Here is a 15,955-nt window from a genome sequence, read left to right on the forward strand (position 1 = left end):
TATGAAAACATCGTATAAACTAGCTACCCTCGCCCTCATCGGCGGCCTGACTTTGGCAACGTCCTGCTCCAAAACGTTTCTGGACGTACCACCCCAGGGTCAACAAACACCTACTGACTTCTTTTCGAGTAATCCGAACGCAGCCACTACGTTGGTAAATGCCGTATACGCCAAGATGCTCGACTGGAATTTTATTTCGTTCTCCTGGAATGGCGTATCGAGCATGACCTCCGACGATGCGGATAAGGGTTCCTCGCCGGGTGATACGGGAACAGATAAAGATCAACTGGATAACTTAACTTTCACTTCGTCAAGTTTATCGTTCAACGAAGTATGGGTAGGCCAGTACGAAGGCATTGCCCGCGCCAATCAGGCATTGGACAACCTGCCAAAACTGACCATCGGCGATACGCTCAAAACCCGACTGATTGGCGAAGCGAGTTTCCTGCGGGCTTATTTTTACTTCAATCTGGTTCGTTGCTTCGGGGGCGTACCTCTCGTTACGAAAGTTGCTGACCCGACGAATCAAGCTGATATTGACCAAGGCCGTGTTCGGGCTACAAGTGCTCAGATCTATGCTCAGATTGAGAAAGATCTTCAAACAGCCGTAACGGGCCTTCCTGAAAAATCGCAGTACAGCAGTGCTGAACTGGGCCGGGCTACAAAAGGAGCCGCTAAAGCTCTGTTAGCGAAGGTATCGATGTATGAGAAGAAATGGGACGTCGTACAGCGATTAACGGACGAGATTATTGCATCGGGCCAGTATTCACTGCACCCTAACTATGGTGAACTCTGGCGCGAATCCACAGAAAACGGTGTTGAGTCGATTTTCGAAATTCAGGGTAAAGGCACTACGCCAGCACGGGGTGCACAGGGTTATTTTGTCAGCCAGGGCGCTCGTGGAGATGGTGGCTGGGGATGGGGCTTTAACACGCCCTCCGAAGATCTGGAAAAAGCCTATGAAACGGGCGATACTCGCAAAGACGGTACTATCATAAAACGCGGTGCCACACTTTGGGATGGAGTTGTTGTTGGTACAGCGGTTGAGAACCCGCGTTATAACTACAAGGCGTATATCAGCAAAACGAAGGAAACCTTCAACGGCGAAGACTGGGAAACCAACAAAAACGTTCGGATACTACGGTACGCTGACGTGCTGCTGATGAATGCCGAAGCCGCCAACGAACTGGGGCAGTCAGCTAAAGCGTTGGCATCTCTGAACTTAGTACGGGCGCGGGCGCGGGGTGGTGCTACGGGCGTATTACCGAACGTAACGACAACCGTACAGACTGATTTACGTACGGCGATCTGGCGCGAACGACGCGTAGAGCTGGCGATGGAACACGACCGTTGGTTCGATCTGATTCGTCAGGGCCGGGCAGCCACCGTTTTTCAGGCGCTTGGAAAGAACTTCGTTGCGGGCAAGCACGAATTGTTCCCTATTCCGCTGAACCAGATTCAGTTGAGCGGAGGTGCGTTAACCCAGAATGCCGGTTACTAACTGATACTACGTAACACTGGGTTAAAACCCAGCACAATCGATCAAAACAGATGTATTGCGCTGGGTTTTAACCCGGTATTCCGTAACGTCACTCACATCGACAATACCTGTTTGGCAAGCTCAACGTTATGAAGCACTTTCTGACTTTTCTTATTTTTTGTAGTTCTCTGTCGATTGTCTGTTGCCAGTCTGTTCCGGAGCCCGGAACTTCGGCATCTTCACAGACGACCCTGACAACGGCCGACAATGCCTTCTTAGACAGTCTGCAGCGCGATACGTTCCGTTTTTTCTGGGAAACGACGAACCCTGCGAATGGTATGGTTCCTGACCGGGCTCCTTCTCAATCGTTCGCCAGTATTGCTGCCGTGGGGTTCGGATTAACGTCTTATCTGATAGGCGTTGAGCGTAGCTACATAACTCGTGACCAGGCGGCTGAACGTACCGTAAAAACACTTCGTTTTTTTGCCCAGGCACCACAATCGGACAAAGCTACAGGCGTGACCGGTTACAAAGGTTTTTTCTACCACTTTCTGGACATGAAAACCGGCGAGCGTTTCAAAGAGGTCGAGCTTTCTACCATCGATACAGCTTTATTGCTTGGCGGTATCCTGAGCGCACAAACGTATTTTGACAAGGATACCCCCGTTGAGGCAGAAATCCGTCAATTGTCCGGACAGATTTACGAACGTGTTGATTGGACGTGGATTCAGCCCCGCAAGCCTTTTGTCTCGATGGGCTGGCATCCCGAAAAAGGGTTTATAGATGCCGACTGGAAAGGCTACAACGAAGCCATGTTACTCTACGTACTGGCCTTAGGTTCGCCAACGCATCCGGTTGGCTCAGATACCTGGGCTGCCTGGACAAAATCGTATCCATGGGCAACGTTCTACGATCAAACACATGTAAATTTTGATCCTTTATTTGGCCATCAGTATTCACACTGCTGGATTGATTTCCGGGGCATTCGCGACGAATACATGCGCGGACGGGGTATCGATTACGCTGAAAACTCGCGTCGGGCTACCTACGCTAACCGAGCCTATTGCGTGAATAATCCCGCTAAATGGCAGGACTACAGCTCAACTATCTGGGGGCTCACCGCCTGCGACGGTCCAAAAGATACGACGGTTGGCAGCCGAAATTTCTTTTCATATCGTGCTAGAGGAGCCGCTTCGACGCAAATTGTCGATGATGGTACTATTGCTCCTACAGCAGCTGGCGGCTCAATGGCTTTTGCGCCCGAAATATGCGTACCTGCTTTACGAGCCATGAAAACGAAGTACGGTAGTAAGCTTTATGGCCAATACGGCTTCCGCGATGCCTTTAATCCGACGTACCGCTACGCTTCATCTTTTGCCAACGGGCCTACGACTAATGGCGAATCCACGCCGGGCTGGTTTGATGTAGATTATCTCGGTATTGACCAGGGACCAATTCTGATAATGGCCGAAAACCTACGTAGCAATTTTGTCTGGAATCTTATGAAACGCAATCCAAATATCCAGAGAGGGTTAAAACGCGCGGGCTTCACAGGTGACTGGCTGAATTAGGGCCTACCTGTTAGTCGGCTTCTAAACGCAACATCTCGAAAGGTTCAATCTTTCGGGATGTTGCGTTTATATTATTTCGCCTACCGCGTCTTATTCTTCAGCACGATTAACGGTAAATGCGTATCCCATTTCGGCTTCAATTCTTTCTGGATAATAAACGTCTTTGAAAAGTTACCCAGTACAATATCCGCGTCGCCATCCTGATCGAAGTCGTTCACATCCATACAAATCCATCGTCCATACGTATTAACGGGTAATGCATGCGGCCGAAATTGCAGTGATTTTTTCTGCTCGAAATAAAGACAACTTTCTTCAGGATTATTTTGAAAATCAGCGAAGAAGGCAATTGCGGCAATGTCTAAATCGCCATCCTGATCGAAGTCGGTCGCAATCGCTTTTGTACAACCATTGATGGGATAGAAATAAGCTTGTTTGTATTGAAAATCACCCTGATTGAGATAGATATAGACGCCGTGATACGGCTTCAGAATTTTCGAGAAATCACTGTTATCCCCACAGGTATACAGAATATCCAGTTTGCCATCTTTGTTAAAATCAACTAACTGAAAGCTGGTTGACCCATAAACGGGCGGAAACTTCAGCAAATTTCGTTCCGTAAATCCCCCTTGTTTATCATTCAGAAAAAGCCACACTCCCTCGTCGGCATGAGCGAACAGTACCATCAGATCAGGCCAGCCATCTGCATTGAAATCGCCGGGAATTGCCTGAACAGCTCCGGCAACTTCCCGAATAGGAATTTTAGTGAACTGATGCTTCGGCTGTTGTTTTAGCCAGTATAAACCACCTCGCAAATGACCAAAGCCACAAACAATCCAGTCCGTCAATCCATCTTTGTTTATATCAGCGGCAACGGATTGGAGAGGCCGAGGTAAATCGGTATAGATGGTTGATGAATCCTTTGCCTGTCGGTCGGTTATCTGTAAATTGATGACGTCTCCCCGCGAAATATCAGCCGCTCGCATCGTACCCAGACTAGTGAACACTCCCCTTTCGTTTCTGTCAGAATCCCGAAAAAACTGAGCATGAACAGCCGCAGACCGAAGTTGCTTAAACCGGCCTGGGCGAAGCTGCTGATCCCACTGGGTAATGTCGCTACGTAGCGCATCGCTTGAATATAGTCGATGACTAATGGTATCCACCGCCACTAACGTCGTCATAGCTGTTTGGAACGTATCACACCGGGGTAATTCAAGCGAAAAAACAGCCCAGTTCTCTTCAGTAGCAACTGATCTCTGACTTGCGTCTAACCGTTCCGGAGCGAGGGTTTGGTAATAAGCAACAATCTTCTGCCAGTCATCATACGAAAGAGCCGCATTACGTCCAGCGTAATAATGACCGCCTGGATATACCTCTAAACCCAGATTAGGTGCCATAGCAGGCAAAACATGCTTAGTCCATGTATCTTTATTCAAAGCGCCAGGTTCAACAAATAAATGACAGGTATTACAATGTTTCTCAGCCAACCGCTGCCCAACGGCAATAGCAGGATCATCCAGTGCATCGTTACTGCGCGAATGACAACTACCGACAAGAATACAAAGAGCTGCAACGAGCAGGAATACAGTGTAGAGTTGAGAAAAGGACAGTTTTTTAGAAATTATCACAGAAACCAGTTCTTATTTTCATTGCGACGTTTCGATCGCGTTCAGTAAATCATTTCAAAATACTAAGTGGTGTTATGCTACACCGGGTTTCAACCCGGTGTAGCATAACACCTGATACTAAATATCAATACGATTTGACCCCGCTGGGGTCAGATGTTTATAGAAATAAGTAGCTATAAATATCTGACCCCTAGCGGGGTCAAATCGTATGTATAGAAATAATCGAACTACTGTCTCGTACCTATCAGATTCAGGATAAACGCATATTCCAGTGCGATTTCTTTTAATGCCTGAAAACGCCCTGACGCCCCGCCGTGGCCTGCTTCCATATTCGTATGGAGCAGTAACTGGTTGGTGTCTGTCTTCATCGCCCGGAGTTTAGCCACCCATTTAGCTGGTTCCCAATACTGTACCTGCGAATCATGAAGGCCGGTCGTTACGAGCAGATTGGGATACGCTTTCTTCTCAACGTTATCATAAGGCGAATACGAAAGCATGTAGTCGTAATACGTTTTATTTTTCGGATTACCCCATTCCTCAAACTCACCGGTTGTCAGCGGAATACTTTCATCAAGCATCGTTGTTACTACGTCCACAAAGGGAACGGCGGCTACGACGCCCCGGTACAATTGCGGAGCCTGATTGATGACCGCGCCCATCAGCAAACCACCCGCGCTGCCACCCATCGCAAACAGCTTGTCGGAGTTGGTGTATTTGTTTTTGATCAGGTATTCCGATACGTCGACAAAGTCGTTGAACGTGTTTTTCTTCTTCAGCATTTTACCATCCTCATACCACCGACGCCCCATTTCCTGTCCGCCCCGGATGTGAGCAATGGCATAAATAAAGCCACGATCCAGCAAACTCAGACGCGTAGAACTAAAGCCAGGATCCATGGAAGCTCCATACGAACCGTAGGCGTATTGCAATAATGGAGCGGAACCATCTTTCTTCGTGCCTTTTCGGTACACTAATGAAACCGGCACCTTCACGCCATCGCGGGCAGTTGCATAGACCCGCTCTGATTCGTAGTTATTCTTGTCGAAGCCGCCCAAAACTTCCTGTTGCTTCTTCAGCGTTTTTTCCTTCGTATCCATATTATAATCGAAGGTCGAGTTGGGCGTGGTCAGTGAGGCATAACTGTATCGTAGGATGTTCGTGTTAAAATCAGGATTGTAAGCAATGCCCGCTACGTAGGCCGGTTCGCCGAAATCAAGATATTCATCAGCCTTCGTCTTTTGATTTATAACCCGAATGTTGGTTAACCCAGCTTTTCGCTCACCCAACACAAGATGATTCACAAACACATCCATATTCGCCAGATACACGTCGGGGCGGTGGGCAATTACTTCTTTCCAGGCTGCACGGTCGGTCGTTTTTCCTTCGGGCACTTCCATCAATCGGAAGTTCTCCGCTTTCCAGTTCGTGCGGACGTAGAATTTATCCTTGTAATGCACAATGTCGTACTCATGGCCTTTCTCTCGCGGCAGAAAAACCTTGAATTCACCCGTCGGCTGACTGGCTTCCAGCAGTCGGTATTCGGTTGCTACGCCATTATGATCAACGCCAATCTCAATGTATTTTTTTGACTTTGATCGGCTCAGGCCCATGTAGAACTGGTTATCTTTCTCTTCGTAGACCAGTACGTCGCTTTTCGAGTTAGTGCCCAGTACGTGCCGATAAACCTGATACCCGAGCAGCGTTTGCGGATCTTTTTTAATGTAGAAAAGCGTCTTGTTATCTGTTGCCCAGGCAAAGCTTCCAGCTTCCGTATCCTTGATTGCTTCGGGATAAATCTTACCGGTTTTCAGATTTTTGATACGTAGCGTGTACAGTCTTCGGCTAACCGTATCCTCCGCAAAAACAGCGAGTTCATCATTATCCGAAACTTCGTAGCCACCGAGCTGGTAATAGTTATGGCCTTTTGCCATTACGTTCCCATCGAACATAATTTCCTCGGCACCTTGCAGAGAACCCTTTTTCCGGCAGTAAATGGGGTACTCACCACCCGTAATGAATCGACTGTAGTAATAATAATTTCCTTCTTTGTAGGGAACCGACTCATCCTGTTGTTTGATCCGCCCTTTCATCTCATCAAATAACTTCGTCTGAAGGTCTTTGACAGGAGCTAGTACCTGATCAAGATAAGCGTTTTCGTCTTTCAAATACTTGATAACTTCCGGATTTTCACGCTCGTTGAGATAATAGTAGTTATCGATCCGTTTATGGTTGTTAGTAACGAGTTCTTTGGGTTTAACAACGGCTTTAGGTGCAGTCAGTACGGGAGTTTGTGCCTGAGTCATGCTGGTCAAAATAAACGTAGTAAGTAACGGAATATAAATTCGGTTCATGGCGGTCCGTCGTAATGGATCGGTTGTGAAGATTAACCGTAAAAATACGGTTTTCCGCCATCTTTGCGCCGGAATAATGCCACACGTCTACACTACGTTTTTATTCGGCTAATCTGTTATGCCTACAATTGAGCTCGTCGTTGCCCACTATAATGAAAACCTTAACTGGTTACGTAACGTACCAAAGGGACTACGCGTAACTGTGTATGATAAAGGCAATAGCAGCTTAACAGACTGGGAGGCCATTTCACTACCCAATGTGGGACGGGAAGCCCATACGTATTTGCATCACCTTGTTAATCGATACAACTCGTTGGCCGATTGGACAATCTTCTGCCAGGGCAAACCCTTCGATCATGCTTACGACTTCAAGAAAATGCTACGTGATCTTGTCGCTGATCCTAACTCATTATCCACAAACTATCCACAAGGATTCGGTTGGCTTGGTCATTTGATTGATACCGATGATAACCAAGGACATCGGCTTTTCAAGCCGTGGAGTAAAAATGAAAATGGGCGTGGTCTTGACCTGCGTGGTTTTCATCGGGCTTTGTTTGACACGGATGGCCCCGAGCATTACATCTTTGTCTTAGGCGCACAGTTTGCGGTGCATGGCAACGTAGTGCGACAAAGACCTGCCTCCTTTTACAAACGGGCTTTAGACGTATCAATTTCTTTTCCAGACGCAGCGCATTGCTTCGAACGTAGCTGGGATCGTATTTTTGGGGTAACGGGCATTGATTCTGAGTGGCTTGCTGGTCGACTGACGGTTCAGCTAAAGCCAATGAAACATCAATTACCAACTGACACCACGTTGACCGTAAAATAAACGAGTCGCTATTTTTTGAGCTGAATCGAACGCTTTATGCCCATAATGCGTCTAACCAGTTGGTATTGATAATCTGTGGCGCTTTCCCTATATTTAAGAAAGAATTTCTCCTCCTCTTATGGCCCGAACGTTTTACGTGCCTCGTTTCCGAATTGCGCTGTTCTGTCTTAGTGCAGTTGGTTCATTAACTGCTTTTTATCCTGACAAACTTTCCCTTCAAAAAGTCTTTACCCGCATAAACGAGGAGGTAAAAGGACATAGTCGTGCTTATGAAACGCTGGCTGATGCGTCAAAACAGGTAGGCCACCGCCTGACGGGTAGCTCAAACGGCACCCGCGCTGAAACGTATGCCTTCGATCTATTAGCATCCTATGGTTTCAAAGAAATTCGTTATGAACCTTTTGAGGTAGAAGCCTGGACACGCGACACCGTTACGTTGTCGGTGGTGCCGTACCGTAGCGACAATTTCCGGGAGGTATCGGTCGTAGCACTGGCGCACTCACCCGTTGAAGCGCACATACAAGGTGAAATCATTGACGTTGGCAACGGGTTGGAAGGCGATTTCGCGGCCATTAAAAATAAACTAAAAGGCAAAGTCGCCCTGGTGAACATTGGCCTGGCTGCGCCAACAAAAGGCGCCCGAAATTTGCATCGGTCTGAAAAAACAGCGCTAGCCATTCAATATGGCGCGTCAGGTGTTATTATGGTCAATCTGGTTCCGGGCAACGTATTACTGACCGGTACCGCTTCCGTTACGGGCAAGCTAATTCCAATTCCGTCAGTCTGCATTTCGCTCGAAAGTGGGCAGGCGTTACGAGCCTGGATGCAGGAAGAGCGCAGCCCACTTCATGCCCTGATCGACATGACGAACACAAGTCGTAAGATCCGCGCCCGTAACGTAGTGGCGACACTCAGTGGCTCAAAATATCCTGACGAAAAAATCATTGTCGGTGGTCATCTGGATTCGTGGGATCTGGCTACGGGGGCGATCGACAACGGCATCGGTTCTTTTGCCGTCATGGATATTGCCCGAACCTTTAAAGCCTTAAAACTTAAACCTAAGCGGACGGTCGAGTTTGTCTTATTCATGGGTGAAGAACAGGGACTACTCGGCTCGCGGGCAATGGTTGATGAGCTAAAACAAGCGGGTCAATTGGACAAGGTGCGCTACATGATGAACCTTGACATGACCAACGATCCCAATGGGCTGAATGCTTTTGGACGTTCGGATATTGTACCGTTTCTGAATACCGTTGGTGAAACGATGCAACAGGTCGAACCAGCCTTTGCCAATCAGATGCAAAATCAGGCTGGCCTTCATTCCGATCATCAGCCTTTTATGCTCGAAGGCGTACCCGTAGTAGGTATGAATGGCCATTTATCCAAAGAGGTTCTTAATTGCTACCACGCCAATTGCGATCATATAAACCTCGTCAATGCCGATCAGTTGAAAAATACGGTCCGTTACGCCACCATGCTGCTGTATGCTCTTGCTGATGCCGACGACATTCCAACCCGACGGCAGACCGACACCCAAACCCGCGATTACCTCGTCACGCAGGGGTTACGAACACCTTTGCAAATCGCTAACGAATGGCGCTGGAAAGAATAAAAAAGTTAGCTAAACTGTCTAATTTTTTTACCGGTAAAAAATCTTTCTAAGAAAGGTTTCGTCGTTGTAAGCCCAGGTCATACTATTTGTCTTTCTTTGTAAATATATCGCATCCTAACCCGTCATGGCTAAAAATACTTTCCGGGAACCCGAACGTATCGCCCAGCAGGCTCAACAGAAGAAACAACGTCGCAAACTGAAACTGGCATCGTGGCTGAATGACTTTATTGGGTTAGATCGACTGTTTGGCGAAGACAATAGCTGGCCCATTCGGCATATAGACCGTATTCTGTGGGTTACGTTTCTGCTGATTATTTACATTGGCCTGAATCACAATGCAGAACGACTGGTTCGACGGATTCAGCGCATGACGGTTCAGGTAGACGAGCTCCGTTCGCGGGAAACGGTTCTGCAGGCTGACTTTGATAAGAGCGGTAAACAATCCGAAATCAGCAAGCGTGTCGCTTCGCTTGGCCTTTCCGATAGTCAAACTCCTCCACATAAAATCGTTGTTAAGACCCATGAACATTAAGCAGGATATCATTCAGCGGGCCAATCACGTCTTCTACATAGTTATTATTCTTGCCTTTGGAGTCATCACACGACTAGTCTATGTGCAGTATTTTCAGACCTTTAAAGGCAAGTTCTGGAGCGAGCGCGTAGCTGCCACCTTAATCCAGCGTGATACGATCCGGGCCATGCGCGGTAACATTTATGATACCGATGGCAAACTATTAGCCACCTCGTTACCCTCATACGTTGTTGGCTTAGATCCAACCGTGGCCAAACCAGAATACTTCGCCAAAAAGATCGATTCCTTAGGTCTGCTGTTGTCGCGAATCTATAAAGACCGCTCCGCCCGCGACTATGCCGACGTTGTTCGGGATGCTCGCAATCGGAAACGTCGTTACGTCCTGTTAAACCGTCGGCGGGTAACGTTTCAGGAGCGCCAGGAGATGCTTAAATGGCCCTTTTTCCGGTCTACGCCCAAAGTAGCTGCTCGCGGAGGGGTGCTACGCCCCTACTATGAGCGCTATCATCCATTCGATCGTATGGCCGAACGTACCATCGGGAATCTTGACGCCAAAACGGGCCGGGGTCTTATTGGTCTGGAAGCCAGTTTTCAGCCTGCTTTAGCGGGCAAGAATGCCGTTGGCCTAGTTGAAGTGCTATCAGGGGGGGTTCGTAAACCCGTTAACGACGGCCCGGATATGAAGCCTGAGCCCGGCATGGATCTTTACACAACGATAGACGTTAATTTCCAGGACATAGCTGAATCATCGCTGCACGAAGCTCTGGAAAAATATAAGGCTGATAAAGGATGTGTTATTGTGATGGAAGTTGCTACCGGTGAAATCAGAGCCTTAGCTAATCTAACCAGACGAGGGAATCGGTACGTCGAGAACTTTAACCATGCTCTGGCGGGACGTACTGACCCCGGTTCTACGTTCAAGTTAGCCACAATGATGGCCCTGATGGAAGAGAAAGCCATTTCGCTGAATCAGACTGTTGAAACAGGCCATAGTGCTATCCGTTACAATGGCCTCCGAATAGCCGATTCCAACGGGGGCGGCTCGGGAACAATTACGGCCCGGCAGGTCTTCGAGAAATCGTCGAACATTGGTACTCATTTGCTCATGCGAAGCTATTTTTATAGTCGCCCTGATTTGTATTGCCAGTATCTACGCCAATTCCATTTAACTACGTCGACGGGTATCCATATGAAGGGCGAAGCAGTACCGGTGGTTCGTAACCCTGATATGAAAGGCTGGAGCAAATATTCGCTGCCATCGATGTCGTATGGGTACGAAATGCAGATAACTCCGCTGCAAATGCTTACGTTTTATAACGCTGTTGCCAACAATGGTTATTGGGTACGCCCTTTACTCGTGAAGCAAATTAAGCTTGCCGATGAACTGATTGAAGACAATAAGCCCTACGTATCATCTAGCCCTATCTGCTCCTCCGAGACCATACGTAAGGCCCAGGGATTGCTACGGGGCGTCGTTGCCAATGGTACGGCCAAGCACATTAACAACCCCCATTACGGTATCGCGGGTAAAACAGGAACCGCCCAGAAAATTATCAACGGGCAGTATCAGCCTGGTCGTTATTATACTTCTTTCATCGGCTATTTCCCTTCCGACAAACCAAAATACAGCATGATTACGGTAGTCGATAATCCGCATCAGGGGGAAAATAAAGGCAGTCTATACGCAGGAGCCGTATCAGCCCCTGTGTTTAAGGCCGTAGCCGATCGGATTGTTGCCTCCGACATTCGGATGCATGCCCCTATGCAGGCAAGTGCGTCGCGGCCACAATCGTCAACGGATTTAGTAGCGGGTTACGCCGACGATTTACACACGATCGGATCAGCGTTGAAATTACCCAACGAACCATCGACTGAAGGTTGGGTTGAAGCCTCACCAGATGGCCGCTGGAAATCCCGTCCGACTCGCCCCGGTCAGGTACCCGATGTTCGTGGTTTAAGCTTACGTGATGCCTTATTTCTACTCGAAAATCGTGGCTTTCGTGTGCTGGTTGAAGGTCGTGGGAAAGTAAAAGAGCAATCCGTTGAGCCAGGTGCCGAAACAACCAAAACGGCTCAAAAGGTGATTACACTCACATTGGGATAAGTACCAGCACGTAAAATTAGGTAGTCCGACTGCCAATCTGTTTTTTTGCAGACGACAAACGAACAGCTTGTTCGTTCTATCCGTATGCAACTCAAAGACCTTTTCTATAAAATTTCGCTGCTGGCTACGTCGGGTAGCATGAATACTGACGTAACAAGTCTGACAATGGACTCGCGTAAGGTCGGTTCCGGAAGTTTATTCATTGCCGTACGAGGAACTGTCACCGACGGCCATAATTTCATTGAAACAGCCGTTCGTCAGGGAGCGGCTGCCATTTTATGCGAAGAATTTCCGGCGGAGATCAACCCCACCGTTGCCTATGTCCAGGTGCAGGATTCATCGCGGGCAATGGGCTTGGTTGCCGCTATTTTTTTTGATCATCCTTCACAAAAACTCAAGCTGGTTGGCGTGACAGGTACTAACGGCAAAACCTCCGTAGCTACGCTGCTTTTCCGGCTATTTCGATCATTGGGCTATCGCTGTGGACTCCTATCGACCGTTCAGAATCAAATTGACGATGAAGTAATCCCAGCCACGCATACTACTCCTGATGCTATAACGACGAATCAACTGCTTACGAAAATGCTTACCCATGGATGTACCCATGTGTTCATGGAAGTAAGCTCGCATGCCGTCGTGCAGGAACGTATCGCCGGTTTAACGTTTACCGGAGGAATTTTTACCAATATAACCCACGATCATCTCGACTTCCACGGTACGTTCGATCACTACATCCGGGCAAAAAAGAGCTTCTTCGATCAACTTCCTGCTTCAGCTTTTGCGCTGACAAACGTGGATGACAAACGTGGTTTAGTGATGTTGCAGAACACGCCTGCCCGGAAGGAAAGCTATTCCTTAAAAACGCTGGCTACGTTCAAAGGGAAAGTAATTGCCGATAGTTTGTTCGGGCTACACATGCTGGTAGACAACCAGGAAGTCTGGTTTAAACTCATCGGCCGCTTTAATGCGTATAATCTTCTGGGCGTTTATGGCGCAGCCATTTTACTGGGAGAAGACCCTAATGAAGTATTAACATTATTGTCGGGGATCACCCCTCCGCCGGGCCGATTCGAACAGGTTGTTTCAGACGATAAGATTGTAGGCATTGTCGATTATGCCCATACACCCGATGCCTTGCAAAACGTTCTGGAAACAATCAATGACCTTCGGCAAGCGAATGAGCAAATCATCACGGTCGTAGGCTGCGGGGGCAATCGTGATGCGGCCAAACGCCCGATCATGGCTGAAATTGCCTGCCGGTTTAGCGACCGCGTCATTCTGACCTCGGATAATCCACGTAATGAAGATCCGATGGTTATTCTGGAACAAATGCAAACTGGTGTCTCCCCTGTCGACGTCAAAAAAACGAAAACGATTGAAGATCGGCACGAGGCCATTCATCAGGCGGTAACACTTGCAAAGCCACACGACATTATTTTAGTCGCTGGCAAAGGCCATGAAACGTATCAGGAAATCAAAGGTGTAAAATACGACTTCGACGACCGGACCGTATTACGTGAAGCTTTCGCAGAACGCGGAAATCAGTAACTTTGACGTGTGTGTAATTTGAATGACTGATTGATAGAAGGACTGGGCCGCCGGAGCGGTGATTAAATGTCTACGCCAGCTATTCGATCATTCTATCAATCAGTCATTCGCTCATTATAATTTATGCTTTATTACCTCTTTCAGTTTCTTGACGATCGCTACAACTTCCCTGGTGCCGGGGTTTTTCAATACATCTCCTTTCGCGCGCTCGGTGCCGTGGTAACTTCTCTGCTCATTGCTGCTGTTTTCGGGCGACGTATTATCGACACGCTTCGTAATCTGCAGATTGGTGAGTCCATTCGCGATCTTGGTCTGGAAGGACAGATGCAGAAACGCGGAACACCAACAATGGGCGGTTTTATAATTCTGGCCTCTCTGCTGATTCCATCCCTTCTTTTTCTGAAGCTTTCTAACGTCTACGTAGTGCTGGTATTGGTTTCAACTATCTGGACCGGTATGATTGGCTTTCTGGATGATTACATCAAAGTTTTCAGAAAGAATAAAGAAGGCTTACAGGGTAAATTTAAAGTAGTGGGACAGGTGGGACTAGGGCTTATTGTTGGGCTGACTTTATATTTTAACCAGTACGTCAAAATCCGTAAATATGCCCCACGCTTGCTGAATACCTCGGATGTGCCTGATGTTTATACTGATATTAAATCGACACTAACAACCGTTCCATTTGTCAAAAACATTGACTTCGATTATAGTGCGCTCCTGTTCGGTTTTCTGCCAGATAGCTACACCTGGATCGTTTACGTACTGGTCTGTATTTTTGTCGTTACGTTTATTTCCAATGGCGCTAACATTACTGATGGGATTGATGGACTGGCAGCTGGCACATCCGTCATTATTGCGTTAACCCTAGGCGTATTAGCCTGGTTATCAAGCAACAAAATTGCTTCTCAGTACCTGACCATTATGTATATACCCAACTCAGGTGAGTTAGTAATTTTCTGCGCTGCTTTTGTTGGAGCTTGTGTTGGATTTTTATGGTATAATTCATATCCTGCTCAGGTTTTTATGGGTGATACGGGCAGTCTAATGCTAGGAGGAGTTATCGCTGTCTTATTTTTAGCCATTCGTAAAGAATTCATGATTCCGCTCGTCTGCGGTATTTTTCTGGTTGAAAACATGTCGGTCATTATACAGGTTAGTTATTTTAAATACACGAAGCAAAAGTACGGCGAAGGCAGACGTGTCTTTCTTATGTCGCCTTTACACCACCACTTTCAGAAAAAAGGCTATCACGAGGCTAAGCTCGTCACTCGTTTCTGGATCGTCGGCATTATGTTGGCTGTTCTTGCCCTGGCAACGTTGAAGCTGCGTTAAGACGAATTCTCAAGTATATCCTTGTTTTTCAGACCCATATCACCTATATTTGCACTCCCGTTTCAGACCGGGACACACCTTAGTGTGGATAAATTATTAGAAATCAACCAATTAGTCTCCATAAAGTGAATACGCTCAGTTACAAAACCATCTCTGCCAACAAAGAAACGGCGCAGAAGGAATGGGTTGTGGTTGACGCTCAGGGTGAAATCCTCGGTCGGCTAGCCAGCCAGATCGCACGCCTGATTCGCGGCAAACACAAAACCAACTTCACTCCGCACGTCGATTGCGGAGACAACGTAATTGTCATCAACGCCGACAAGGTGCGCCTGACGGGTGCTAAGATGACCGATAAAGTTTACGTTCGCCACACAGGTTATCCCGGTGGTCAACGGTTCGCATCGCCCCGGTTGCTGCTCGAAAAACACCCTGAGCGCATCATTGAACATGCTGTGAAAGGTATGTTGCCGAAAAATCGGCTTGGTCGGCGGTTGTACACCAACCTGTATGTTTACGCTGGTGATCAACACCCACACGACGCTCAGCAACCCACAGCAGTTAAATTCTAAGTCATAATGGATCGTATTAATACCATTGGCCGCCGTAAAACTGCCATCTCCCGCATCTACATGTCGGCAGGCAGCGGAGCCATCTCGGTGAACGGAAAAGATTACAAACAATATTTCCCGACCGAAGTCCTGCAAATCATTTTGAATCAACCGTTCGCAACCGTTAACGGTGTGGGTGGTTACGATGTGAAAGTCAACGTTCGCGGTGGTGGCGTGGCCGGACAAGCTGAAGCAACTCGCATGGCTATCGCTCGTGCTTTAGTTGAAATGAACGCTGATTTCCGTCCCGCTCTTAAAAAAGAAGGATTCCTGACACGGGATTCGCGCATGGTTGAACGGAAGAAGTATGGTCGCCGGAAGGCTCGCCGTCGTTTCCAGTTCTCGAAACGTTAATTCTGCATG

Annotated in this window: 12 protein-coding genes; 10 read left to right on the forward strand and 2 right to left on the reverse strand. The window is 47.7% G+C overall.

The features are described from left to right. Position 1 precedes the first annotated feature (1 nt). Positions 2 to 1,501 (forward strand): RagB/SusD family nutrient uptake outer membrane protein, encoded by a 1,500-nt coding sequence (locus IC230_RS02325; RefSeq protein WP_191037349.1) that lies wholly within the window; start codon positions 2 to 4, stop codon positions 1,499 to 1,501. 128 nt (positions 1,502 to 1,629) lie between these two features. After that, a complete protein-coding gene (locus tag IC230_RS02330; protein ID WP_191037350.1) occupies positions 1,630 to 3,051 on the forward strand; it encodes a glucoamylase family protein in 1,422 nt (473 codons plus the stop codon). Positions 3,052 to 3,131: 80 nt separating this feature from the next. Here the strand turns inward: IC230_RS02330 and IC230_RS02335 are convergent, their stop codons facing one another. Both IC230_RS02335 and IC230_RS02340 read right to left on the reverse strand, forming a co-directional pair. Then, on the reverse strand, positions 3,132 to 4,676 hold the full coding sequence (locus IC230_RS02335) for an FG-GAP repeat domain-containing protein (RefSeq protein WP_317171744.1): 1,545 nt from the start codon (positions 4,674 to 4,676) through the stop codon (positions 3,132 to 3,134). Between the two features lie 227 nt (positions 4,677 to 4,903). Next, complete coding sequence (locus tag IC230_RS02340; RefSeq protein ID WP_191037351.1) at positions 4,904 to 7,027, reverse strand: S9 family peptidase; 2,124 nt, start codon at positions 7,025 to 7,027, stop codon at positions 4,904 to 4,906. Between the two features lie 118 nt (positions 7,028 to 7,145). On the opposite strand from IC230_RS02340, the gene IC230_RS02345 reads away from it, so the two are divergent. The 8 genes from IC230_RS02345 to rpsI all read left to right on the forward strand — a co-directional run bounded on the left by IC230_RS02345 (position 7,146) and on the right by rpsI (position 15,946). Next, positions 7,146 to 7,856 carry a DUF3431 domain-containing protein gene (locus tag IC230_RS02345; protein WP_191037352.1) on the forward strand — a complete coding sequence of 237 codons (711 nt, stop codon included), beginning with the start codon at positions 7,146 to 7,148 and terminating at the stop codon, positions 7,854 to 7,856. Positions 7,857 to 7,974: 118 nt separating this feature from the next. Further along, entirely contained in the window at positions 7,975 to 9,468 is a 1,494-nt protein-coding gene (locus IC230_RS02350) for a M20/M25/M40 family metallo-hydrolase (RefSeq protein WP_191037353.1), read from the forward strand. Between the two features lie 124 nt (positions 9,469 to 9,592). Next, the gene (locus tag IC230_RS02355) at positions 9,593 to 10,000 is read left to right on the forward strand and encodes an FtsL-like putative cell division protein (RefSeq protein WP_191037354.1); all 408 of its coding nucleotides are present in this window, start codon (positions 9,593 to 9,595) and stop codon (positions 9,998 to 10,000) included. Next, a complete protein-coding gene (locus tag IC230_RS02360) occupies positions 9,990 to 12,104 on the forward strand; it encodes a penicillin-binding protein (RefSeq protein ID WP_191037355.1) in 2,115 nt (704 codons plus the stop codon). Before IC230_RS02355 ends, IC230_RS02360 begins: the two co-directional genes overlap by 11 nt. Positions 12,105 to 12,188: 84 nt before the next feature. Beyond that, the gene (locus IC230_RS02365; RefSeq protein WP_191037356.1) at positions 12,189 to 13,652 is read left to right on the forward strand and encodes a UDP-N-acetylmuramoyl-L-alanyl-D-glutamate--2,6-diaminopimelate ligase; all 1,464 of its coding nucleotides are present in this window, start codon (positions 12,189 to 12,191) and stop codon (positions 13,650 to 13,652) included. Positions 13,653 to 13,775: 123 nt separating this feature from the next. Next, a complete protein-coding gene (mraY, locus tag IC230_RS02370) occupies positions 13,776 to 14,984 on the forward strand; it encodes a phospho-N-acetylmuramoyl-pentapeptide-transferase (RefSeq protein WP_191037357.1) in 1,209 nt (402 codons plus the stop codon). A gap of 125 nt (positions 14,985 to 15,109) precedes the next feature. Beyond that, positions 15,110 to 15,553: a 50S ribosomal protein L13 gene (gene rplM, locus IC230_RS02375; protein ID WP_191037358.1), complete on the forward strand. Its 444-nt coding sequence runs from the start codon at positions 15,110 to 15,112 to the stop codon at positions 15,551 to 15,553. A gap of 6 nt (positions 15,554 to 15,559) precedes the next feature. Next, on the forward strand, positions 15,560 to 15,946 hold the full coding sequence (gene rpsI / locus IC230_RS02380) for a 30S ribosomal protein S9 (protein WP_191037359.1): 387 nt from the start codon (positions 15,560 to 15,562) through the stop codon (positions 15,944 to 15,946). Positions 15,947 to 15,955 lie beyond the last annotated feature (9 nt).

It is taken from the genome of Spirosoma validum (assembly GCF_014699035.1).
In the GTDB taxonomy this organism is placed as follows: domain Bacteria; phylum Bacteroidota; class Bacteroidia; order Cytophagales; family Spirosomataceae; genus Spirosoma; species Spirosoma validum.